Raw genomic sequence first — 24067 nt, 5'->3', positions numbered from 1 at the left:
GGCTTCGAGTTCGAATGAACATTCCCGGCGGGCGGCCGCGAACCTAGCGTCGGAACCCGCCGCGCAGGGAATCCGCCCGCTCGGCCCCCGCACGGCACGGAGACGATGTGGTCAACGAGATCGGTCCGACGGCTCTGCCCGAGCGTGTCGAGCCCGAGGTAGCGACGCGAGCGGACGGCGTCGTCCTGCGTGTGCGGCGCGACGGACGCACTGTCCTCGACAGGGTCCGGCTGGGCATCCGCGTCGGCGGCGTCGACCTGGACGTCGGTTCGGTCCTCCTGCGCTCCCGCGACCGCGAGATCACCGACGAGTGGGTTGCCCGGTCCGGCAAGGCGACGGGATCCCACCGGTACGCGCACCGCGAGACGCGCTACGAGCTGCGCCACCACAGCGGCGTCGAGTGGCAGATCCACGTCCGGGCGAGCGTGGACGGCGTGGCCGTCCGCTACGTGCTTGCCCGGCTGGAGGGCCACGGCCGCCTCGACGCCGACCGCACCCGGCTCACGTTCGAACCCGACGCCCGCGTGTGGGCGCTCGACTACCAGACCTGGTACGAGACGCCGCGCTTCGGCACCGACGTCGCCGAACTGCCTCCCGGCGCCTACGGGTTCCCGCTTCTCGTCCGCTCGCCCCGGGCGGGCGTGTATGTCCTGCTCACCGAGGCGGCGATCGACGGCCGCTTCAGCGGCGCCCACGCCGAGATCGACGGCGGGGGCGAGGCGCGGTTCGCACTGGCCGACGAGTCGGTCGAGATCACCCGCGGTCCCGTGACTCCCTGGCGGGTGTTCATGATCGGCGACCTCGCCGCGATCGTCGAGAGCCGCTTCGTCGACGAGTTGGCGCCCGCGCCCGACCCGTCGGCCGACGCGCGGTGGGTACGGCCGGGGCGTGCCGCCTGGTCGTGGTGGTCGGACTTCTACTCCGGTGCCCAGCTGCACCGGCAGCGGCACTTCGTCGACGTCGCCGCCCGCCTCGGCTGGGAACATCTCCTCGTCGACTGCGGTTGGGACGAGACGTGGGTGCCCGAGATCGTCGCCTACGCAAGTCGCCGCGGCATCCAGGTACACCTGTGGGCGGTCTGGCATGACCTCGACGGGCTGGAGAACCTGGCGAAGCTCGCGCTGTGGCGGTCCTGGGGCGTCGCCGGCATCAAGGTCGACTTCATGGAGTCCGAGTCGAAGGATCGCTACCGCTGGTACGACACGATCCTCGACGAGACCGCCCGGCTCGGCCTACACGTGAACTTCCACGGCTCGGTCATCCCGCGGGGATGGGCACGAACCTGGCCGCAGGTCATCGGCTACGAAGCCATCCGCGGCAGCGAGTACTACGTCTTCTACCAGGACACGCCCCTGACCGCCGCGCACAACGTGATCCAGCCGTTCACCCGCAACGTGGTCGGGGCGATGGACTACACGCCGGTCGCGTTCGGGGCGCCGGGACGGACCACGAGCGACGGCCACGAACTCGCGCTCAGCGTCGCGTTCGAATGCGGCATCACCCACTTCGCCGACGACGTCGACGCCTATCTCGCCCGGCCGGATGCCGCGCGGTTCCTCGCGGAACTGGCGCCCGCGTGGGACGAGACGGTGCTGCTCGCCGGTGACCCGGACCACGAGGCCGTCATCGCCCGCCGGCACCGCGATCGCTGGTTCATCGGCGGTATCGCCACCGGGCCGGCGCGCCGTCTCACCGTCCCGCTCGACCGGCTGGCACTCGGGCCGGCCGACGCCTGGATCGTCGGCGACCGCACTGACGGCGGCCTGACGTCTGCCCGGCGATCCGTCGACGACAACCTGGTTGTCGAGGTGGCGGACAACGGTGGCTTCGTCGCCGTCCTCGCCGCCCGCGGCGCCCGGCTGCACCGGGCCGTCGCGCGGCCCGAGCAGGCCGCTCCGCGGGTGGACCCGCCTGTCCAACTGCTCGACCCGCACGGCACGGCCGTCCTGCGGACCGACGGACGCCTGCGGCTACCACCCGGCTGGTCGGCGGAACACCTCGGCGGTGACCGCTGGACGGTCAGTGCGCCTGCCGCCCTGGCGCCCGGTCGGGCCGGCGTGGTCACGGTCGAGATGCCGGGCGAGGAGGGCGTCCCGATCGTGGCGCACGCCCGCCTGTTCCGACCCCTGACGCCCGGATCCCACCGCCTGTCGACGCTGACGATGGTCGCCTTCGAGAACGAGAGCGGCCCGATCGAGCGTGACCAGAGCAACGGTGGCGGCAACCCGGGCGACGGCCGCCGGATGCGCATCGCCGGGACGGAGTTCGACGACGGGCTCGGCGCGTCCACGCCGTCACGGATCGAGCTCTACCTGGGCGGCTCGGCCGACCGCTTCACCGCCCGCATCGGCATCGACGACGAGACCCCCGGCACCGCCGCCCGGATGAGCGTGCACGCCGACGGGGTGCAGCTGTTCAGCGCCGACGTCCGCTCGGGCGAATCTCCGCTCGACCTCGACGTCGAGATTCGAGGCGCCGCCACGCTGCGCCTGCACGCGGATACCCTGCCCAACCACCCGGTGCCGGCCCACGTCGACTGGGCATCGGGTCGCCTCCACACCCACCACGCCACCGCCACGGCCGAGCGCTGAAGCTCGGCCACCCATCAAGGAGTAACCATGAGACACGGCAAGAGATGGATCGCCGCCGCGGCCGTGCTGGCCACCCTCGCCGCCACCGGATGCAGCGGTGGCGGCGGGGGAGACGGCAAGGTCACCTTGACCTACGCGACCTGGAGCGACGACCAGAAGCCGGCGATGGAGGCGATCGCCGGGGCGTTCGAGGACAAGCACCCCAACATCGATGTGCAGGTGCAGGTCCTGCCGTGGCCGGAGTACTGGTCCACGCTTCAGGTCGGCGCGGCGGGACGTACCGCACCGGACGCGTTCTGGATGCTCGCCGACCAGTTCCCCGCCTACGCCAAGGGCAAGCAGTTGCTCGACATCACCGACGCGGTCAAGGCCGCCGGCGTCGACCTGGCCGCCTACCCCAAGGCCGTGCTTGACCTGTACGACGTCGACGGCAAGCTGTACGGCCTGCCGAAGGACTTCGACACCAATGCGATCTGGTTCAACAAGGCCCTGTTCGACAAGGCCGGCGTGGCCTACCCGGACGAGAGCTGGACCTGGGAGAACGCGCGCGAGGCCGCCCGCAAGCTCACGAACCCCGCCGCCGGTGTGTGGGGCATCGCCGCCCCGATCGACCGCCAGGGCGGCTACTACAACAGCATCTACCAGGCCGGCGGCAAGGTGATCGGCGACGACGGCAAGGCCGCCATCGACAGCCCGGAAGCCATCTCCGGCCTGCAGTTCTGGACCCAGATGCACGCCGACGGTCTCTCGCCGACGCTCAAGCAGCTTTCGGACACCGAAGCGGTGCAGATGTTCATGGACCAGAAGGTGGCCATGTACTTCTCCGGCTCCTTCTGGGCCCAGCGCCTGTACGGCGACCAGGCGCTGCGCCCCCACGTCGGCGTCGCACCGCTGCCGAAGGCGAAGCAGCGGGCCACGATGATCAGCGGCATCCTCAACGCCGGGTACGCCGGCACCGAACACCCCGAGGAACTCGCCGAGTTCCTCATCTTCGCCAGCGGTAAGGACGCGGCTGTCATCCAGGCCAAGAGCGGCGCCGTGCTGCCCGCGTACCAGGACACCCAGCGGGGCTGGCTCGACGCGATGCCCGAATTCAACCTCAAGGTCTTCGTCGACGCCGTCGACTATGCGGTGCCGCTGCCGATCGCGGGTGACGCCGCGAAATGGACCGGCCTCGAGACCCAGTACCTGGGTCCGGCGTGGGAAGGCAAGCAGACCGCCGCCGATGCCGCCCGGGCCTACAACACAGCGATCAACGAGGTCCTCGCGCAGTGACCACCGACGTCGTCGGCCCTCCCACGCGGTCACGCACCCGCCGCCGCGGGGGAGGGCTGCTGCCCTCACCCGGATGGGGCTATCTGATGATCGCTCCGGCGTTCGTCGGCCTCGTCGCGTTCTACCTCTGGCCGTTCCTCACCACCTTCGGCAAGAGCTTCATGGACGTACCGGCCTTCGGACCCGGGACGTTCACCGGAGTAGACAACTACACCGAACTGCTCGGCGACGGACGCTTCTGGCAGGCCCTGCGCAACTCCGCGCTGTACACCGCGATCCTGCTGCTCGGCGTACCCGTAGCGATCGTTCTCGCCGCGCTCATCGAGCAGGTCGGCCGCGGCCGCGCCTTCTACCGGGTCCTGTTCTTCCTGCCGGTCGTGACCCTGCCGGTCGCGGTCAGCATGGTCTGGCGCTTCATCTACAACGGCGACTTCGGCCTGCTGAACCACGTCCTCTCCCTGGTCGGCGTCCCCGGACAGTACTGGGTCGCCGACGCGACCTTCACGATCTACGCGGTCGGCGCCGTCGGCATCTGGATGAGCCTCGGCATCAACCTCATCATCCTCGGCGCCGGACTCCAGGCGATCCCGCAGGACCTCTACGAGGCCTCCTCGCTCGACGGGGCGGGGCGGGTCCGCCAGTTCTTCCGGATCACCCTGCCGCTGCTGTCGCCGAGCGTGTTCCTCGTGACCGTGCTGACCGTGATCTCCGCGCTGCAGATGTTCGACCTGATCTTCGTAATGCTCCGCAGCGTCAACAACACCGCACTCGCCGACTCGAAGACCATCGTCTACCTCTTCTACGAGAAGGCCTTCGTGGAGTTCGACCAGGGCTACGGCGCCGCGATCGCGATCGTGCTGCTCATGGTGATCATGGCCGCGACCCTCGTCCAGTTCCGCCTGCAACGTCGGTGGGTGTTCTATGACTGATCAGACTCTGCGAAGTAGGCGGATCGACCGCGCGGCGACCGGTTCGAAGGCCTCTCGGCACGGTGAGTGGGTCATCCACCTCGTCCTCGCCGCCGCGGCGGTGGTGATGGTCGCGCCGTTCGTCTGGCAACTGCTCACCATCTTCAAGTCCAACCGCGAGGCCTCGCAGGTGCCGCCGACGCTCCTGCCCGAGGACCCGACTACCGGCGCCTTCGACACGTTCTTCGGCTCGGTGCCGTTCTGGGCGCAGCTCACCGTCTCGGTGTCCGCGCTCGTGCTCCGCGTGATCGGGCAGCTCACCGTCTCGGCGCTCGCGGGCTACGCGTTCGCCCGGCTCCGGTTCCCCGGACGCAGGCTCCTGTTCGGGCTGTTCATCGCCATGCTGATGGTGCCGAGCCAGCTGTTTCTCATCGGGCAGTTCGGGATCATCCGGGACTTCGGGATGCTCGACAGCATTCCCGCACTGGCGATCCCGGGCATGTTCTCGGCGTTCGGGATCTTTCTGATGCGGCAGGCGTTCATGTCGGTCCCCGCCGGGTTCGAAGAGGCCGCCCGCCTCGACGGCGCCGGCCCCCTGCGGACGTTCTGGTACGTCATGCTCCCCATGGCCCGCCCGACGATGGCGGCGCTGGCCGTCCTCACCTCGCTCTACTCCTGGAACGACCTGCTCTGGCCGCTCATCGTGACCCCGCGCGGTGACAAGCGTCCGCTCACCGTGGGCTTGGCGGGCCTTCAGGGGCAGTTCGGGACCGATTATCCGACCCTCATGGCCGGCGCCCTCGTCGCGTCGCTGCCGCTCATCCTGATCTTCCTGGTGCTGCAGCGGCAGTTCTTCTCCGGTATCGCCAGCAGCGGCTTGAAAGGCTGAACGATTGTCGGGCCGCGCCGGACCCAGGCGAAAATCCCGCGGCCGTGTCAGTTCGTCCGGACACCACTCCGGTATCCGGACGAACCCCCAACACCGCCTCGGACCCCGTGCATGGCCCGGACCCCGGCAGCTCAGGATCGATGCGGCCGGGCCGGCTCAGGCTCGTGCGAGGTGGCCGCGCGGGCGTCCGGCGATCAGCCAGGGGACGAGGATCCAGCAGCACGGCGAAGAGTGTCCACGCCCTCGCCCTCAAACTCAGCGAGCACGTGCGGTCACACCTCGAAGGCAGCATCGGCGAGCTCGTAGCCGGCATGGCGGCGGCGGAAACTGCTCGGGCTCATCCCGTGGTGCTTCCGGAAGACCCGCGAGAAGTAGAAGGCGTCGTCGAAGCCGATCTCGGACGCGATCTCGGTGACCGTCGCACCCGTCGTGTCAAGCAGCTGCCGCGCCCTCGCCATCCGCAGCGCGGTGTGGTGAGCCAACACCCCGCCTCCGGTCGCCCTGCGAAACAGGGTGCTCAGATGGGACGGCGACACCCCCACCAGCCGCGCCAGCTCGGGCACCTTCACCTTCCCGTCGAGCCGTTCGGCCAGGTAGCTCATGGCGCGTTGTAGCGGGTCTCCCGGTTCGGGAAGCAGTCGATCGACGGCGATCTGCGTCAGCAGCTTCCACGCGGTCCCCGCCGCGCCCACCAGGCGGATCGGCGACTGGTCGCGCTCGACGCAGGTGACGATCTCGTCCAGCAGCGCCACTGCCCGACCGATAGCCCGCACCGGCACCACGGGCCGCTCGGTCGTGGCCCCCATGCAGTCCGCGAGCTTCGACACGTCCGACCCCATCAGATGCGCCCACCAGATCGTCCAGGGATCGCGCTCGTCGGCACCGTACTCGTGCGGGACGCCGCGGGGGATGACCAGTGCCTGCCAAGCCCCGATCCGATGCATGCCCGACCCGACGCGCGCCCAGCCCAGGCCCGAGGCACAGACGATCAGGACCACCTCGGGTGTGCCCCGAGAGCGTTGCATCCGGTGATCGGCGGCATGCGGGTAGTATCCGGCGTCGGTGACGAGGAGCCGCCCGGTGATCGGGCGCCGCAGCGCCTCGGCGACGAGTGGACGGGGGACCGAGGCCAACCGCTGCCCCCGAAATCCCTCCTGGAGCGGCACCGATCTATCGTGCACGGCAACCAGCGGATTGTCCATGTGGTGCGCCACTCAACCCGCCACGACGAGGTTCCCGGACGGCCAGGAGTGCTTGTCAGGTGGGCGTGTCGCTGAGTTAAGGGTGTTTCCGGCCTGTCGACGGAGGCGAAGGCCGCTCTGGAACTGGTCCGGGCGGCCAACGAGCAAGGGCGGTCGTTGACCGGTCCGGATGGGCTGCGAACCGGCCGTGCTGTGCCGCGATCGGGGGTGAGTCTCGACGGGGAGCAGGACATCCTCGGCCTGTAGGCCGGCCGGCTCCGGTGGTGAGGGTGCGAAGTTCTGGATGGGTGTGTCGAGGGACCTGGGCAACCGAGGCGTCAAGGACGTGTTTCCCGGATATGCCGCCCTACGTGCGCGCCACCAGCGGACCGCGTCGTCACGCTTCGTGACTGCTCCCCATGTTCATCGACGTCCGGATTCGCCGATGGGCGGTCACCGTTTGAGGGCGTGGTGGGCTCGTATGGTGTTATCGCTTCGTGGGGTGGAACGAGGCGGCGTACGAGATTCTCGGCGGTTCCGACGAGTCAGCGGAAGCACGTGACGAGCTTGCCGTACTTGAAGGATGGATCGGAGGAGCACTCCCGGAGTCCGTCCGCGAGTGGTACCTGCTCGGCGGTGATCGACGTCTGGCCCCGATCAGCTCGAACCTGGTCACCCAGACGCGGGACTTCACGAGCCGGACGGTCAGTCGCTTCCTCGACAACGGATATCTCCTACTGGAGACCGACAGCCAGCACTGCTGCCGATGGGTCGTGGCGGTCTCGGCAGCTCACGGCGACCCACCGGTGTATCTGATCGACCCAGACGACGACACCTGCACGACGCGAAGCCGCTACGCCGATACGTTCTCCGACTACGCCTTCACGGCATCCTGGGACGCGACGCTCTGGAAGGGGGAGCTGTCGGCCGACTTCGACCATCCCCTTCCGCCCGATGCCCTCGACAGGCTCAGGCTCCGGCTCACCGTACTCCCGACCACCCACGGATGGGCCATGAACCGGGGTTGCGACGCGGTGTACCGATTCAGCGGCCCCGCAAAGGTCGCCGTCGCCGTCAGGGGGAGTACGGCTTTGTGGAGCGCGATCGCGGCACCGTCCACCGCTCGACGAGACGCCTTAGCCACGCTGATCGGCGCCACGCCGGGAGGTTGACCATGAGCTTCGAATACCTCCGGCCAGGTCAGGCCGGCATTCAACGCGTAGATCAAGAGTGTTGATCTGTAGCCGCAGAGCACGCGCGGCGGCGGGCTGCGCACGGGTCACAGAGCGTGGCAACGTACGTTCGGTGCGGCTCCCGAGCATGCCGAAGTCGTGCGCTCGATCATGGCGGTGACTTCGTGCGGTAGTCAGTCGGTGGGAGTGCTGTGCGGGGTTCTGATCCCGTCCAGTGCCATGGTGAGCACGCGCTCACGTTGGGCCTCCACCACGAAGTTCGTTCCACTGATGCCGTTGACCAGGAAGAGAACGTCGTCGAAGCTCACGTCGGTGCGGGCGAGGCCGGCTGCCTGGGCGCGTTCGAGCAGGGGCCGGCCTGCGGTGTGGATGATGTCGCGGCAGGTGACGAACATGGCCTCGTTGTGGGCGATCGCGTCGTAGACGGCCTTCTTCGTGGTGGCGTAACTGACGAACTGGGTCAGCCAGGTCACCAGGGCGTCCCACGGGTGGCGGTCGCCGAGTTCGGCGGCCATCTTCGCCAGTGCCTCGACCTCGTCGAGGTAGACCGCCTCGAACAGGTGCCCTCGGGTGGGGAAGTTGCGGTACAGCGTGGCGATGTTGACTCCGGCTTCCCGGGCGATGCCCTCCAGTGAGGCGTTGGCGCCGTCGTTGGCGAACGCATGCCGGGCGGCATCGAGCAAGGCGTCGAAGTTGCGCCGGGCGTCGGCGCGCTGCGGACGGCGCACCTGGTAGCGCGACTCGGCCTGGGCCACGGGTTCATTCGCGTCCATCGTCTCCCTCTCGCGGACACCGACCTTGACAAACGCAGGCCCCTCTTCGCTAAAGTCAAGGGGAGCCTGCGGTAAGGCGCAGGGCCGCCTTCACTTTACCGTGCCAGGTGTCAGACGGCTGCACCTGGCCATCACCGCAAAGGACCCCGGACATGACCACCATCGGCTTCATCGGCAGCGGAAAGATCGGAGGCACGCTCGCGCGCCTCGCGGTCAACGCGGGCCACGACGTCGTACTGAGCAACAGCCGTAACCCACAAAGTCTCCAAGATCTGGTCGCGGGGTTGGGGCCGCACGCCCGCGCCGCGACCACGGACCAGGCTGCGGCTGACGGCGACATCATCCTGGTGGCCATCCCGATCCGGGCCTACCGGCAGGTACCCGCCCAGCCGCTCCGCGGCAAGATCATCATCGACACGCTCAACTACGACCCCGCCCGCCAGGGCAGTGTTCCCGAGATCGAGGCCGGCAACACCCCGCCCCACGAGCTGCTGCAGACCCACCTGCCGGAGTCGTGCGTCGTCAAAGCGTTCAGCACCGTGTTCTTCAAACACCTGGCCACCCTCGGCCGCCCCGCAGGCGCCCCCGACCGCAGCTGTCTGCCGATCGCCGGCAACGATGCCGCCGCCAAGCGGAGCGTCGCCGCCCTGATCGACTCGCTCGGCTACGACACGTACGACGTGGGGTCGCTCGCCGAGAGCCGCCGATTCGCGCCGGGCACGCCCGCCCAACTGGCCCATCTCGACCCGGTCGGCATGTTCACCGTCCCGGGCCGCCCGGTCACCGCGGCCGACCTGGTCACGCTTCTCGAGGAGGTCCGATGATGCGGGAAAGTCCGCCGCCGGCCGCCGGAGCGCGCACCGGGCCGCCGGCGCCGCTGCTCGGCTGCGAGTGCGGGCAAGATCATCAGGAGCCTCGGGGTGCTACCGTCCCCCGATGCCGATCAAGCCCGTGACGGGTATGACACCGATGCCGCTCGACAGTCCGGAGGATGTCGCGGCGCTTGTGGAACTCCTCCAACGGCCCGACTCGGACACCAGAGGGCTCGGTGACCATCTCGCCTTCCTCGCGGGCACGCGACCGGAGCTGTTCCGGCCGTACCAAGAGGCAGTCGTCACCGGCATGCTGGATCGGTTCGACGTCAGCTTCGCCGACCAGTGCCTGCTGTTGGGCGGAGCACCTGATCAGTGCGTGGAGCACCTGGCGCAGAGGCTGCGTAGTGACCGGTCGTTCGGTGCCGCACGGGCACTCGCCGCGATCGGCACCGCTGCCGCCCTGACCGCGGTCGCAGAGGATGTGCGCAACGGCAGCGATCGCGAGGAGTATGAGCTTTTTGGAATATGGGTGCCCTCCACGGGGCCAGCACAGTACCGGTTTTCGCCGCATCGGCGTGTGGTGCGGCCGCGGCCGATCAACGAACCGGGAGAACTCGCTGCCGTGGATCATCCGGTAGGGCTGCCGGTCGAACAGGTAGCGCAGAACCCCTGGGCCACCCCGATCTCCTGGCACTACCTGTCATTGCGCCACGCAGACGTGCCGGGCCTGCCGCCCTGGCCGGTTAACCGTGTCCACCTCGTCGGAACACGCGCTACATGCATGTGGACTCTCCACGCAGGCATCGACGACTACGGCCGCTACCGCAACGAGACCGTCACATTCGACCAGCCGCCCGCCGCCGAGGAAGAGGAGACCTATCGCTCGCTGGAGGTCCCCGGCTCTGGGCTGGCCTCGGTGGAACTGCGGCCCTACGACGCGGACCTCGTCTACTGCAACGGCCACATCCAGCTCACGCCGGGCGTCGTCGGCACTGCCGGCGGTCCACCGATGGGTCTCTACGCGAATCCGTCCTGCCCCTCCTGCGGACGGTTGATGTTCCACGTCGTCTCGGTCGAGAACCGGATCCGCGAGTACGGCGACGGCTGGCGCAGCCTCTTCATCTGCGAGGACTGCCACACGGTGTGCTGCAACGCCACAGGATGGAACTGACCGCACGTCCCTCCACCGCGTCCGACTACCTGCTCGTTTCAGCTGTACCTGATCACCAAGATCAGGTACACGCATCCGTCGCCGATCGTGCGCGGCCGGCGTCACGTACAGCGCCACGGACAGCAGGACATCCAGGCCGGCGGCCGATCCTCCGAGACGTCGCCGTGTCAGGCTGAGCGGTCGGTTCGGGGCACGATCGGGTCGATGGGCTGGCCGGGACTGTACTCGGCCTCGAGCCAGTCGGCGAGGTTGAACCTGCTGCCACACATGCTGCACGTGGCCCGGCCGAACAGGCATGTGAGACCGTCCGCGAGAGTCGTATCGCCGCCCATGGTGGCGATGCCGTGTACCCACCTACCGATCCCCGTCAGGTCCTCGGGCTCAGCGGGAGAGAGCGGAACCCGGTGGATGTCGCCGTCGTTGTGGTCGCGGATCGCCGAGTAGCGGCCGTAGTCGCCGATCACGATCGCCAGCCGGGTAGTGCAGTGTGGGCAGTCCAGGTGGTAGTGCTCGTCGGTGAAGTCCAGGCTGATCGAGGCCCAGAGCGTGTACCCGGCGAAGGCGAGCGTGTCCTGCAACTGCCTGACCAACTCGGGACCGGCACATCCCCGCAGGCGGGCTTGGGCGAGACGATGCAGCACCGCGAGGGCCTCAGGGTTAGCCCGCACCAGGTCGTCGTGCTCGTCGTACCGGTGCAGAGTTCGTACGATCGTCGCCGCGAGGTCCAGCGCCCGGTCCCGATGCTCGTCGGTGCCGAACTCCGCGAGCCGGCCGAGTTCGGGCAGCGCGGCGAACCCCGCCGAACAGCAACACTCTCCCTCCACCACAAGTCGGTCTTCGAGTTCGTCCCACACCGCGGCATCGGGCTGTTGTGCGAGCCGGCCGAGCAGCATGCCAACGCTGACACCAGAGGCGCCCCGCACATCCCGCGTCGAGCGCCAACCGAGCACCGAACGATCTAACACCACATCCGTCATCCCTTGGCGCACGCAGCGCCGTGAGCCGCCCTCCGACCACGGTTCATGATCCGGCATCCGCTTCTGCCACTCTCCGTGCGCGCCGCCCCGGCTGGGACCGTCATGCCTGGTGGCCGGCACACCGTGCCGGTCGATGACCGCGAGTGCCGAGAGGCGGATACGTCATCAATCCCTTCAGACCTCCGGCCCTGCCACGATGAGCGGGCTCCTCGCGGCTGGACATGCTTCTGCTGTTACGCCGGTGTCGGGCGCCCGCAGATGATCTGCGGACCGTGGCTGCCAAGAGGATCGGGCGTCTGCCATCATGGCCGAATGTTCGAACCGGGGTCGCGGTCTAGGCAGGTGAGCACCTTCATGCTGCCCGCGGACGAGGCAGCGTTCGACGATGCGCTGGCGCCCGCCATCGCCGACCTCGGGCAATGGGAGACCCACGACCAGCGAGCCCGGACCATCAAGCTGCACGACTCGTTGCCGGCTGCGCTGCGCCACGACCGCACACAGGCGTTCCTGCGGCTGCTCGGCCGTGACGGCGGCACCACGGGACCTCTCATCCAGTACCTGCACACCTCGGTGGTGACCACGGACGAGGCTGTGCTCGCCGCTACCGGCGGTCGGTACCGGGCGACGGCTGAACGGCCTGAAGCGATGTCGCCGGGCCGGCTGGCGTTCAAGTGGTTCCCTGAGGGTGAAGCCGACTGTGTGCAGCGGGACTTCGTCGTCCTGGTCGACGCGGCCTGGAAGGCATTGCAGGCGGTCACGTCGCCGCACGTCGACACCGTCGAGGGCAGGCCCTTGCGGCGGTACCGGATCGGGCCGGCGGCGAAGGCGTGGGCGCTCGATCGACCGGACCTTCTTCTGCACGACCACGCGTTACGCCTGAGGATCCGCCTCGTCCGCCGCGTCCCTGACGTCGTGGGCGCCGGCTGATTTGCTTGCGGGCCACGACCCGGTCCGGCACCGGCCGGATCCCGCTCGATCCAAGATCAGGTATACGGATTTGCCGCCGACCGGGCACGAGAGCGGCGCAATCGTGCTCAGGCCGGTGCGCCGCCCCGTCACGCATCGGGAACGATGTCGCTCTGTCTCTCCTCGCCGGTATCGAAGAACCTCGTCAGGTAGGCCGGCGGCTCCAGCTCGCTCGCCCCGAGCCAGTGAGAAGACCTCTGCCCCATGCCCCGGATCATCGAACAACCGATACGCCTGGGCAAGTCCCACAAAGTCCATGCCGGCTTGCTCGGCCACGTACCCGAGCGCTTCGTCCTCGGCCAAGGCAATCGCGTGATCGAAACCCTGGGCTCGCCACAGTGTCAGCCGCTCCTCGTACAACTGGCTCGCCGGGTTGGCTCCCACCCGGAAGATGCATCGAACAGAGAACCAGTCGACCCTGTCCTGCAGCGCCTCATCGCGCAATCCTGCCATCCATACATCGTCCCGCGCGGACCCGACCGCAGCGGACCGGATACCACCCGACAGGGGCGCCAGCTTCCGCCGCATATCCGTGCAGACACCCGCCAGCCGAGCTACAGGTGCGACCCCGTGTGTTCGCAGGCTGCCCAGACATCAGGCAGCGGGATCCACCGATTACCGAGGGCACCCCGCAGGACCGGCACCAAGACGCTGACCAGGATCGTCAGGACGCCGATACCGAAACCGAGGATGCCGCGGTCACGCCACTCCGGGCCGCGCGGCACGCCGTCCCGCGCTGCCGGCCGTGACCACGGACGGTCCCGAGCCAACCGGTACCGCAGCCCGAGACCGGACGGCGTGGCGCAGAGCAGCCAGAACCAGGACCACCGCGTGCCCACCACCGGTGCCGGCGCCCAGGGACGACCACATCCAGGAAGAGGGTAGGACGACCACATCCAGGAAGACGGTAGGACGACCACATCCAGGAAGACGGCAAGAAGGACAAGTCCCGGCCCGTCGACGACCAGCCCCAAAGGACGGATTAGGATCCGGGCCGCCTGGTCCCGGCGCCGAGGGCGCGATAGCGGAAGGAGTACCTCGATGGCAGCTCGCCGGCATGCCTCTATGGCGCTGACGGCGGTCGTCGTCTCACTCGCCCTAGCCCTCAACGGCTGCGGGCTCTCGGGCAGGGCCGACGGGCGACCCATGCCCGTCGAGACCACCTCGAGGCAGCTCACCGCAGTGGAGAAGCTGGCGGAGTCGGCGGCGCGGATGAACGCTACGACCATCGGGGTCTCGATGCGTGCGCCGGGAATGACTTCGGAGGCCAGGCTGGATCCGGTCGGACGGAAGGGCACCATGCGGATGGAGCTGGACCAGAGCGACGGCAAGACCCTGGTGGTCGAGCTGATCCGGGCGGAACAGGACCACTACATGAGGTTGTCCGGCTTGCCGGGACTGCCGCGGAAGTGGCTGCGGATCCCGGCTGGGGGCGTCGCGAAGGGTGGTGCGCTGGATTTCATGCCGGAGGACGACCCGAGCGGTGCCGTCACCCTGGTGAAGAGCATCGTTAACGCGAAGCGGGACGGCGGGCACACCTTTCTCGGCACCATCGACCTGACCAGGTCGGGACGTGCCGGCGGGCGGGCGCTCGACGAGTTCACCGAGCGGTTGACCGCGGTTCCGTTCGAGGTCTTCACCGAACCTCAGGGCCGATGGAGCTGGATCGAGATCGACGTGCCGAGCGTCGTGCCGGAGCTGGCCGTCGTCAGGTTCAGTTACCACAGTTGGGGAGAGCCGGTGACCGTCCAAGCGCCGCAGCCCGGGGAGGTCGACGACGCCCCACGGGGGCTCTTCGAGGACCTTGTCGAGGCGTGACCTGGCCCGCCGCTGCCGGTCGGCGCGCATCGCCGTGACGGCCTCGGGTGTCAGCAGCCGGGAGGAAAGGCCGATGTCCGCGTCGACTCCCGTTCGATCAACAGGCTGATTTCGACAGTTGGACGTCGGGTAGTGCGGTGAGCCGGCACCCGGCGGTGCGTGATGCACCCCGACCGCTGCGGCGCACGGTCGGCGGCAGAATTATGCGGTTGATCCCCGCTGGAATCCGAGAATCGCCAAGTTTCTCGACCGGCGCCACCTACGACATCAGCGGCGGCCGCGCTATCGACTGAGCCGTGTATAGCGTCACCCATCTATATTGGAGGCTCGGCCTCAACCGCAGGGGTTCTCATGCCACCACAGCAGTTGTCCCGTCGTAACCTCCTACGCGCCACGGCGGCCGGTGGATTCGTCACGGCCGTCCCCGCGCCGCAACGACTCACTCGGGTCCCGTCCGCCGTCCGGGAGCTCGAAGAGAAGATCCAGGCCGGGATGGAGAGGTACGGCATCGCCGGCGTCGGCCTCGGCCTCTGGTATCGCGGAAACGAATATGTCCGCGGCTTCGGCGTCACCCGCACCGACGCTCCCGAGGACGTCGACGGGGATACGGTCTTCCGCGTCGGCTCGACCACCAAGACCTTTACCGGCGCGGCCGTCATGCGCCTCGTGGAGCAGGGCAGGATCGATCTTGATCATACGGTCCGGAGCTACCTACCCGGCTTCCGGACCACCGACGCTGCGGCATCATCACGGGTGACTGTCCGGCAGACGCTCAACCACACGGCTGGCTGGCTCGGCGACTTCTTCCTGGACACCGGCGACGACGCCGGGGCGCTCGCCCGCTACGTCGCCGCGATGGACCGTCTCCCGCAGCTCACCCCGCCCGGCCGGGTGTTCGCCTACAACAACGCCGCGCTGACCCTGGCCGGGCGGTTGATCGAGGTCGTGACGCGCCGCTCGTACGAGGAAGAGGTGCGGCGAGGCCTGCTCGATCCGCTCCGCCTGAGCCGATCGGGGTTCTTCCTGGACGAGATCCCCGGCGCCCGGGTCGCACAGCCGCACGTCTACGACCCGGCCACCGGCGGCATCGTGGTCTCGCCGGAGTCCTGGCGGATTCCGCGCTCGCTCCACCCGGCCGGCGCGCTCATCTCCAGCGCACGTGACCAGATCCGGTGGGCCCGATTCCACCTGGGCAACGGCGGTCGCGTGCTGAGCGGCCGCTCGATCCGCGCGATGCGGTCCCGTCCCGGCCCCGGCGGTACCCTGTTCGTCGAGCTGGACGGCGCCGGCGTCACCTGGATGCTGCGGCCGACCGCCGAGGGACCCACGGTGGTGCAGCACGGGGGCGACTGGTCTGGGCAGCACAGCGGCTTCCTGATGGTGCCCGCCCGCGACTTCGCTATCACGGTGCTCACCAACTCTGACGCCGGGACCGCGTTGCTCGACGACCTGTTCGTCGACGATTGGGCGCTGCGCCGTTTCGCCGGGGTCAGCAACATCCCCGCGCCCCCGCTCACGCTCACCGACGCCGAACTCGCGCCGTATTTGGGCCACTACTCCGGTCAGCAGATCGACATCGACGGCACCGTTTACACGCAGGAGTTCGAATTCGTCGCCGACAACGGCCGGCTGGTGCTGATGTTCGGCGGCCAGGCGGTGGACGGGTTCGCGTTCTACCGCAAGGACTACGTGGTTGACCTGCCGCTGAACGGCGGCACCGAGGAAGGCCTCCGCGCCAACTTCGTCCGCGGCCCGGACGGGACGGTCCAGTGGTTCCGTTTCGGCGGCCGCCTCTTCCGCCGCGGCGCGCCTTACACCGCCCGTGGCGGACGGCGGGCCACCAACTACAACCCGCGGTCGCTCCTGTCCTAGCTGGGCTACTTCGTACGCACCGCCAACGAAGGGTCGTCGTGCCTGTTGGAGAGGGTGTCACGGTGAGACTGGATGACTTACGCGGTGCTGACCGCTTCCTTTCCCGACATGATCGAATGCCCTGCCATCGGCAGGTCGGCAGGCTAGCTTCGAGTGAGGTTGCTGGTCATCTGTTCATCGGTATGACCGAACAGTACGCCCGCGTGGAGTCGGCAACATGCGGTGATGGCGGGGCAGGCGGACAACGCGCGCACTGCGGCAGGATCCGGATGCCAGTCATACTCGGATCACGGTAGAAGCCAGCCGATGTTCGCCTGGTGCCGTCTCGCGGGAGATTCGGCTACTGACGGGTGGGTTGTGGAGTGAGTAAGACAGTACCGATCGGGTTTGGTGGGCGCTGGTTCTGGGCCTACGACGTCAGCCTCGGAGTCTTGCTCCTGGAAGCCATTCAGGTGGCCAGGGAGACGCCACCCGGGCAGCGGTCGCCACGGACCGATGCCGTGTTGGACGACCTGCGAACTCACGTGCAGGTCGGCGCCAGCTTCGCCTTCCTACTCGACGCCAGCAACTGGGACGACGAGCAACGTGACTACGTCCGCTCGATCATCTCGGAAGCGGGACGCCGGCTGCGCGGGTACGGAGTCGTCACGTCGGCGCAGGCTGCTCATCGCTACGTGATCGAGGGTGAGCCCCTCTTCCTGCGTGGACATGAGCAGATCAACGGCGAGGTGGTCGCCGACCTCGCCGAGGCGATCGAATGCTTGATCCAGGACCAACTGCCGCCGGTGCCCGTGACTGACCGGCATTGGTTCTTCGGCCTAGAGGGTGGCCCGCGCACACTGTGAGGGCAGCCAGCCGACCGTGCCTGGCACGGGACACCAACACTTCGACGAACTGTCTTCGGCTAGTACGGCAGCCGCCGTTCGGGATCATGGCTGGAGGGCGAGGTTGAGCCGGCGTGAGCACGTGGCACTGACCGTCGCGGTCGTCGCGCTGGTCGGGGTGTGGAGCGCGGTGTATGTATGGTGGCTGCTGCGCCGGACCGGCCTCATCGGCATGCTGTTCATCCCGATCTGGCTGCTGCTGCCGCCGGGGGAGCGGATCACTTGGTGTTGTCCCGCGGGTCGGCAGACGATGACTCGGAGCCAACCGAGGCTTCCACGGCCGGCGGCTTGGCACCCGGAGGCGACGGCTCACGGGAAGCGGGCAGCGCCGGAGCGACCGGCGGTCGAACCGCCACCGTGCCCGACGGGAAGGCCATCAGCTGGACAACGACCACGATGCCAGGCAGCATGACCGACAGGAGAGCGGCGGCGATGAATACGCCTGGCGAGACCCCGTCCGCCCAGTAGCTCCGGTCGACAGTGGTCAACAGACCGAAGATGACGGCACAGCTGAGGACGTAGGCAATCCCGAGGTAGGCCGCGTGGGTCACCGCCCGATGCGCCCCGTAACGAAGTCGGGGAGCAAACGCGTGCCCGACGACGACCAGCGCGACCAGCGCCGACCAGGCCCGGACCAGCCAGTCGAGCCAGGGATACATCCCCTCGGGCCGGACATCCCTCAGATAGTCGTGCGCGGTCACCGCCAACTGTCCGATTATCACCAAGGACAGACCGTACGCGGTCACCCGGATCAACCGGAGCGGGGACTCGAACTCGCTGCGCCCGGCGATCAGCCACGCTAAGCCGGTGAACAGGGTGAGCGAGCCAACCCCAAGCATCCCAGCCGCCACCGTCGTCTGCGTCCAGGCCCGGGGGCAGGTCTGTTCACCGGCGATGACGCCAAAGAAGAAGCTGTCCAGAGCGAACGTGACCAGGCCGGCGATGAACATGGTCAACGCCTTGGCCGATGGACGTCTCGGCGTTTCCCTATCGATCAGCATGACTATGCCAGCGAAGACGAGACCAGCGACCACGCCGGCCAGCTGGGAGTGTGCCCCGGCCGAGCCAAGCGGATTCCAATCTACCGACTCACACGCCTCGCCCACCGGCACCTCGCCCAAGTCCTTGACAGTCGGACCACACCGTCGACGCTATCGGTGCAAGTTTCACTGTAGTGGGCGAAGGCAAAATCTCCGGACACATCACCGCCCGTACAGGGATACGACAGTCGCCCGGTCGAAGGAATTCGTGTCACGCAAGCTCCAGGAAACCGGCGGTATTCGGCCGACACCGTCGGGCGAACGTGGAGTCGCGGCGGCGGTGGGAATCAGGGCCACCGGCAGGTACAGTCCGGCGGACGCAGCAACCGTGCGATCCTCGCCCCTGGTGCGAGGAAGTGGGGCCAGTCAGGTCGATGTGGTTGCGGTGCCGGGCAGTTGGGCCGTCCTGGGAAGGGTTCAGGTCACGGTGGGTCTGGCTGGTCGTGGAGCAGGCCCACGCCCGTGTCCGCGCCCGCGGCGAACGAGCCGTCGCCACCCCAAGACCTGAAAATCCTGACCAAGCTGGGATTCTGCTGCGCCACCTGCGGGCCGTGCGGGCACCCCGCAGCCCGTCCGGGACGACCACGATTCGTGCAGGCCTGTACGGTGCCAAACTCGTTTAAACGGCGGTGGCCTGGTGTTCTGAAGATCGGCTCAGGCTGCCCGGTGGTACTCGTTGATCACACCGCCGATTCGTCGTCGGCGTCGTACGGGCTTGTCGATGTGATGACGGCTCGGTCGTGGTCGGGTGGCCGCTGGTGTCGTCCTTGGTGTGGTCGGTGGTTGTTGAAGTGGTCAACGTACTCGTCGGCCACGGTCAGGTGTGGGCGTACCCGGTCACCCCGGCGGTGCCGACAATGGCGTCTGCGGGTCGTGGGCCACCCGGTCGCCGGCTCGCCCTCTCGTCGTTGTCTTCGTGGCATCATGCTGGGCCATGGATCATCAGGGGCAGTTTCGTCGTGCGGCGCTCGAGTTGGGTGTCCCGGACGACGAGATCAGCGGGTTCACCAGGCACCTCCGTTTGTCGATCGGGTTGAGCGGGGGTTCCGGAGGTGTTCCGGTCGGGCAGTTCGGTGGGTTGCCCCGGCTGCCGGTGGGCATGGACTGGCCGTTCGCCGGGGCCAGTCCGTTGCCGTTCATCTTCTCCGTCGACTGTGCGGCGCTGCCGAGAGTCGACGGCTTCGGCCTGCCGGTAGACGGCTCACTGCTCTTCTTCCTGGACCACGAGGAGGACCACCTGGACAGAGCCACCGGGGAGCGGAGGCACGCGCGAGTCGTGTATGTACCGGCTGGCTCCGATACCGAGGTGGCGGAAGAACCCACCAACTACGAGGTCGTCGGCAAGCAGTACGACGTCGGCGCCATGCTCCTCGCGCAGCTGCCCAATTGGTTCGGCACGGACGAGGATGAGGACGAGGACGACCCGTCGCCCTTCCAGCAGCAGTTGGCCCGTGACCTGGAGCGTGAACTGCCGCACCTGGACGAACTCTGTGCTCTGGCCTACGACCTCTGGCCGCCTGACGAAGGGCTTGCCAGCGCCTATATCGGCGGGTATGCCGACGATGAGGTGATCACGAGTATTGCGGAGCAGACCCTCGCGGGGCGCGAAAAGGCCGGCGAGATCGCCATCCCGGTGGCGAAGTGGTATTCCCATGTGGAGAAGGAGAAGCACCGGCTGACGAGCGAGTGGGTATCGCTCGCCCGCTTTTCCGTGGCCGACGAGTTCTACTACGGGAGTTTTGTGATCCGCCACGACGACCTGGTCACCGGTCGGCTGGACAAGGCGTATTCCGTGACCGAGTTCAGCGAGTAGAACACCGGCGGCGCCGAATGCGGCTGCGGATCTGCGTTGCCCGCTGTCGTCGACGTCAGGTGCTGGGCCGCCGCTCATAGCCGCAGAGCACGCGCGGCGGCCGGCTGTGCACGGGTCACAGAGCGTGGCGGCGCACGGCTGGCGCGCGGCGTCCGATCACGCCGAGATCGGTGCACGAGACCGTGGTCCTCGGGGAAGGAACCCCATCTGCAGTGAATTCAAAGGTCAGGTGCGGTGACGGACGAGCCTCGTCCCCCGATTCGGCTGCTTGTCGGCCGGTGTCGCCACAATCGCCACCGGACCGGCAACAACAGCCGAACCCTGGCTTCCACGGACTCGCCCAGCAGGGTCGTAGGATACGCCGATGATCAATTTCCGCTATCACATGGTCTCTCTCGCCGCGGTGTTTCTCGCCCTGGCAGTCGGTGCGGTATTCGGCACCGCGGCGGCGAACGGACTGGCCTCCGACGTACTGAGCGACTCGCTCAGCGCGGCGCACAAGGCCAACAAGCAACTCCGTCAGACGGCCGACGATCTCCAGGCGGAGGCGAGCCACAAGGACGACTACATCAACGAGACAGCGCCGGCTGTGCTCCGCAGCACGCTGGTCGGCCGCCGGGTCGTAGTGGTGACGACGCCATCCGGACGCGATCACGCCGACGGCGTAATCGAGAAACTTGAACTGGCCGGCGCCGCCGTCACGGGCCCCATTGACATGCAGGAGGCATTTTTCAACCCGAAGGACAAGCTGGACCTGCTCGCCCTGACACGCCGTAGCGCGCCGTCCAGCACGCTGCCGGCCAACAGCGACGGAGTCGAGACCGCCAGCGCGCTCCTGGCCAAGGTTCTGCTCGCGCCCGACCCGCCCGGAGCACCGCTCGTCGCCAGCCGCTCGATGGTGTTGTCCGCATACGCCGACGCTGGATACCTCACCGCGCCGAAGCGAATCGACGGTCCCGCGGACGCGGCCGTCCTGGTGACCGGGGCAGCCTATGTGGAACAGGACTCGGCCGACCGGAACCGCGCGATCGTGACCATGGCCGTACAGTTCGGCACGGCCGGGCGGATCGTCCTAGCCGGCACGGCTGCCGGTGACGGCAGCGCCATCGAGGCGGTACGCGGCGACGAGGCGCTCACCGGGCGCATCTCGACGGTCGACGGGGTAGCCGGCGCGCAGGGCCACGTCGTCACGGCGCTCGCACTGGCCGAGCGGATCGCCGCCGACCGGGTGGGCAGCTACGGCACCGCCGACGGCGCCGACGCCCTCACCCCAAGACAGCGGTGACCCGTCCGGCACGACACGGAGGTGGTCGGTTGAGGCGGGCGGGTACCCGACCATGGAAGGTAGTTCGGTCGGACTCTTCGTCGACCGGGTGTTCCCGCCCCAGCCGTTGTACGAGCGGTACACCCTGTTGAGCTGCACGCCGTCCGGACCGCTGCTCGCCGCGGTCGACGGAACGGGGCCGGCCTGGTTCGGCAACCTCATCGTCGAGGGAGCCCACGTCCCCGGCCGGCGGGTGAGCCAGAGCTGCGTGGATCAGTGCCGAGGGTGCTACGACACCGTGGAGGAACTGTTCGACGTCCGGGTCGTCGGTTACCGGCCCGCCGCGGAAGAGGCCGGCCTGCTCGACATCGACATCGAAGGCCATCGCCGCGAGGGCGACAACAATCGTGGCGGCACCGTCCCGCCCGCCGTCTTCGGGTATCGGCTGATCACGTACGCGCCGGCGGACGGGTCCGTCGAGGAGACGCCGGCCAGCGAGTGCCGTGACATCGCCGGCCTGTTCCACGAACGGCCGGACACCTGGCCGCCGGGTCCGCCGCTGACCCTGCTGGGCTGCCGCCCCGGGCTCACCGGATCGTTCGAGGCCGACCTGGCCCACGGGCGCGTCGACGGCACGGTCCACAAGACGGGCTGGGGGCAACGGCGGCGCGACCCCCGGCTTCCGCCTGATCTGGCACCACTGCGAGGTCGCCCGCACCCACCTCGTCCCCGACTACGACCGCAAGAGTTGGCTGCCCGCCGTCACCTTCACGACCTGGTCCACTACCTCACCCAGGACGGCGTCCAACTCGAACTACGCTGAAGCAGCACAGAACCGGCGGCGTCGTCCAGCCGAGGACCCGACAGAGCCGAGCCCGGCACCCCGCCTCGCAGGACTGCGTGCCGACCAGAACACCGCGTCGTCAGCGCGGCGAACAACCAGGCCAAGCGCCTTCCGAGCCCCGGGGGCGGTCTTGAGCCGGACCTCGGGCCGGGACACGCGACCAGCCTCGGCATCCGCCGACCGTGCCCGCCGGTGGCACAGGCTTCCGTCACCCTCCGTAGGCATCTGGTGTAGGCAACTCCCATCCGGGCGTCAATCGGGACGCCAAACTGTCTTGATCGGAAAGCGACGGTGGCCCACCGGGTTTCGGCGTACCCGTCGCGGAACCGGCGCCGCATCGGGCTCCAGCCGCCGGGGTCGTTCGGGCCGTTCCACGGGACCGCCCGGGTGGCGTCCTTCGGGGTGTACGCCTCTGCCAGGTGCCGCGCGGGTTTGAGTGCCATGGCGAATCCCCGCCCTGGCGTGGTTCAGGGGCAGGTCGTCGTGATCGCCGTAGAAGCAGTCGGCCACCACCGCCCGGCACACCACCCCGGTCGTATGTGCCTTCGGACCGGCTCGGCGGCGATCTACAACTCGGTACGGAAGTCGGGATCCGCCCCCCGGCTGTCACCTGGACGTGCGGTGAGCGCCAGCCCGGTCGAAGCGAGAGGAGACTTGCGGCCACATTTCTCGCCACCTGGGAAGAGTCGGCAATGCGTCTCGCCGCCGGGCCAAATTCTGTGTGGACAGTCGTCAATGTTGTGATAGGCAAGGAACAGCGTAGGGATCAGCGACGGGGGCTGATGGTGGTCGAGACAACCGTGTTCCGGACCGAGGATGTTCCCAGGGCCGAACGGTTCGGGCTCTGGTGTGAACGAATGACTCACCTGATGGCGCCGATGAAGATGACCAGCGACCACGCGGCCGACTTCCAGGCGCAGGCGCGCATCCTGCCACTCGGCGCCGCGCAGGTGTGGCCCACGACGATCCAGCCGATGCAGTTCCGGCGCACCCCGAGGCTGGTCCGGCAGTCCGCCCCCGAGCTGTACCACCTCTCGCTCGTCCTCGACGGGGCGATCGACGTCACCCAGGCCGGCGAGCATGCCATACACCGCCGGCACGACCTGTACGTCGTCGACATGTCCCGGTCCTTCGACTGTCACCTGATCGGCGACCGACCCATCGACGCGATCGGGATCGAGATCCCCAAGTCCCTGCTGCCGCTGCCCGAGGGTGAGGTGGAAAAGCTCCTGGCCCGACGGTTGCCGGGCGAGCACGGGCTCGGTGCGCTGGTGATGGGGCTCGCCACCCGGCTGAGCGCCGAGGCCGACACCTACCGCCCCGCCGACGGGCCTCGCCTGGGTGCGGTCCTGGTCGACCTGGTGTCGGCGCTGTTCGCCCACACGCTCGACGCCGAACGGGCACTACCCCCGGACACGCACCGCCGGGCCCTGATGCTGCGGATCCGGGCGTTCATCCAGCAACACCTCCAGGACCCGGACCTGACCCCTGGCGGCATCGCCGCCGCGCACCACATCTCCGTCAGCTACCTGCACCGGCTGTTCGAGACGGAGGAGGTCACCGTTGCCGCGTGGATTCGCCGGAAGCGCCTGGAGCGGACCCGCCGCGACCTTGCCGATCCCGCTCTGCTGGACACTCCGATCCACGAGATCGCCGGTCGGTGGGGCTTCACCGATGCCGCGGTCTTCAGTCGCACCTTTCGTTCCGCGTACGGCATGCCGCCGCGAGACTTCCGTAGCCGGCACGCGCAGGCAAGGATTCACTAGTGAGCCCTTCTCATCGTGATCATGCTG

Annotated in this window: 19 protein-coding genes and 1 pseudogene; 16 read left to right on the top strand and 4 right to left on the bottom strand. The window is 68.4% G+C overall.

All coding sequences use genetic code 11. The features are described 5' to 3' along the window. Positions 1–107 precede the first annotated feature (107 nt). The 4 genes from ACQEVC_RS42625 to ACQEVC_RS42610 all read left to right on the top strand — a co-directional run bounded on the left by ACQEVC_RS42625 (position 108) and on the right by ACQEVC_RS42610 (position 5663). Positions 108–2591 (top strand): glycoside hydrolase family 97 catalytic domain-containing protein, encoded by a 2484-nt coding sequence (locus tag ACQEVC_RS42625; RefSeq protein ID WP_432889831.1) that lies wholly within the window; start codon positions 108–110, stop codon positions 2589–2591. 165 nt (positions 2592–2756) lie between these two features. After that, positions 2757–3866, top strand: coding sequence for an ABC transporter substrate-binding protein (locus tag ACQEVC_RS42620; protein WP_432889829.1), 1110 nt, complete (start codon positions 2757–2759; stop codon positions 3864–3866). 86 nt (positions 3867–3952) lie between these two features. After that, positions 3953–4795 (top strand): carbohydrate ABC transporter permease, encoded by an 843-nt coding sequence (locus ACQEVC_RS42615; RefSeq protein WP_432889827.1) that lies wholly within the window; start codon positions 3953–3955, stop codon positions 4793–4795. Positions 4796–4901: 106 nt separating this feature from the next. After that, positions 4902–5663 carry a carbohydrate ABC transporter permease gene (locus ACQEVC_RS42610; RefSeq protein ID WP_432889825.1) on the top strand — a complete coding sequence of 254 codons (762 nt, stop codon included), beginning with the start codon at positions 4902–4904 and terminating at the stop codon, positions 5661–5663. A 272-nt stretch (positions 5664–5935) separates the two neighbouring features. Here ACQEVC_RS42610 and ACQEVC_RS42605 read toward each other — a convergent pair whose 3' ends face one another. Continuing rightward, entirely contained in the window at positions 5936–6865 is a 930-nt protein-coding gene (locus tag ACQEVC_RS42605) for an AraC family transcriptional regulator (RefSeq protein WP_432889823.1), read from the bottom strand. Between the two features lie 161 nt (positions 6866–7026). On the opposite strand from ACQEVC_RS42605, the pseudogene ACQEVC_RS42600 reads away from it, so the two are divergent. Next, positions 7027–7196 (top strand): annotated as a pseudogene (locus tag ACQEVC_RS42600) (transposase); the annotation flags it as partial. 145 nt (positions 7197–7341) lie between these two features. After that, positions 7342–8016 (top strand): SMI1/KNR4 family protein, encoded by a 675-nt coding sequence (locus ACQEVC_RS42595; RefSeq protein ID WP_432889821.1) that lies wholly within the window; start codon positions 7342–7344, stop codon positions 8014–8016. 194 nt (positions 8017–8210) lie between these two features. On the opposite strand, the gene ACQEVC_RS42590 is transcribed toward ACQEVC_RS42595, so the two are convergent. Further along, a complete protein-coding gene (locus tag ACQEVC_RS42590) occupies positions 8211–8810 on the bottom strand; it encodes a TetR/AcrR family transcriptional regulator (RefSeq protein WP_432889819.1) in 600 nt (199 codons plus the stop codon). A gap of 152 nt (positions 8811–8962) precedes the next feature. On the opposite strand from ACQEVC_RS42590, the gene ACQEVC_RS42585 reads away from it, so the two are divergent. Continuing rightward, complete coding sequence (locus ACQEVC_RS42585; RefSeq protein WP_432889817.1) at positions 8963–9634, top strand: NADPH-dependent F420 reductase; 672 nt, start codon at positions 8963–8965, stop codon at positions 9632–9634. A gap of 112 nt (positions 9635–9746) precedes the next feature. After that, positions 9747–10796: a hypothetical protein gene (locus tag ACQEVC_RS42580; protein WP_432889815.1), complete on the top strand. Its 1050-nt coding sequence runs from the start codon at positions 9747–9749 to the stop codon at positions 10794–10796. A gap of 167 nt (positions 10797–10963) precedes the next feature. On the opposite strand, the gene ACQEVC_RS42575 is transcribed toward ACQEVC_RS42580, so the two are convergent. Further along, positions 10964–11893 (bottom strand): hypothetical protein, encoded by a 930-nt coding sequence (locus ACQEVC_RS42575; RefSeq protein ID WP_432889813.1) that lies wholly within the window; start codon positions 11891–11893, stop codon positions 10964–10966. Positions 11894–12115: 222 nt separating this feature from the next. On the opposite strand from ACQEVC_RS42575, the gene ACQEVC_RS42570 reads away from it, so the two are divergent. From ACQEVC_RS42570 to ACQEVC_RS42555, 4 genes are all read left to right on the top strand, one after another. After that, positions 12116–12700 (top strand): hypothetical protein, encoded by a 585-nt coding sequence (locus tag ACQEVC_RS42570; RefSeq protein ID WP_432889811.1) that lies wholly within the window; start codon positions 12116–12118, stop codon positions 12698–12700. A gap of 1080 nt (positions 12701–13780) precedes the next feature. Next, positions 13781–14557 (top strand): hypothetical protein, encoded by a 777-nt coding sequence (locus ACQEVC_RS42565; RefSeq protein WP_432889809.1) that lies wholly within the window; start codon positions 13781–13783, stop codon positions 14555–14557. A 351-nt stretch (positions 14558–14908) separates the two neighbouring features. Continuing rightward, positions 14909–16429, top strand: coding sequence for a serine hydrolase domain-containing protein (locus ACQEVC_RS42560; protein ID WP_432889807.1), 1521 nt, complete (start codon positions 14909–14911; stop codon positions 16427–16429). A 431-nt stretch (positions 16430–16860) separates the two neighbouring features. Beyond that, positions 16861–17274, top strand: coding sequence for a hypothetical protein (locus ACQEVC_RS42555; RefSeq protein WP_432889805.1), 414 nt, complete (start codon positions 16861–16863; stop codon positions 17272–17274). Positions 17275–17531: 257 nt separating this feature from the next. Here the strand turns inward: ACQEVC_RS42555 and ACQEVC_RS42550 are convergent, their stop codons facing one another. Beyond that, positions 17532–18434, bottom strand: a complete 903-nt coding sequence (locus ACQEVC_RS42550) for a hypothetical protein (protein WP_432889803.1) — start codon at positions 18432–18434, stop codon at positions 17532–17534. A gap of 853 nt (positions 18435–19287) precedes the next feature. Here ACQEVC_RS42550 and ACQEVC_RS42545 point away from each other — a divergent pair. The 4 genes from ACQEVC_RS42545 to ACQEVC_RS42530 all read left to right on the top strand — a co-directional run bounded on the left by ACQEVC_RS42545 (position 19288) and on the right by ACQEVC_RS42530 (position 24040). Further along, positions 19288–20166, top strand: a complete 879-nt coding sequence (locus ACQEVC_RS42545) for a DUF1963 domain-containing protein (protein WP_432889801.1) — start codon at positions 19288–19290, stop codon at positions 20164–20166. A gap of 364 nt (positions 20167–20530) precedes the next feature. After that, entirely contained in the window at positions 20531–21451 is a 921-nt protein-coding gene (locus tag ACQEVC_RS42540; RefSeq protein WP_432889800.1) for a copper transporter, read from the top strand. 52 nt (positions 21452–21503) lie between these two features. Then, the gene (locus ACQEVC_RS42535; RefSeq protein WP_432889798.1) at positions 21504–22253 is read left to right on the top strand and encodes a hypothetical protein; all 750 of its coding nucleotides are present in this window, start codon (positions 21504–21506) and stop codon (positions 22251–22253) included. Between the two features lie 878 nt (positions 22254–23131). After that, a complete protein-coding gene (locus ACQEVC_RS42530; protein ID WP_432889796.1) occupies positions 23132–24040 on the top strand; it encodes a helix-turn-helix domain-containing protein in 909 nt (302 codons plus the stop codon). Positions 24041–24067: the final 27 nt, after the last annotated feature.

Source organism: Plantactinospora sp. CA-294935 (assembly GCF_050936445.1).
Taxonomy (GTDB): domain Bacteria; phylum Actinomycetota; class Actinomycetes; order Mycobacteriales; family Micromonosporaceae; genus Plantactinospora.
Note: the sequence above shows the minus strand (reverse complement) of the source record. Positions and strands in the feature narration are given on the sequence as shown.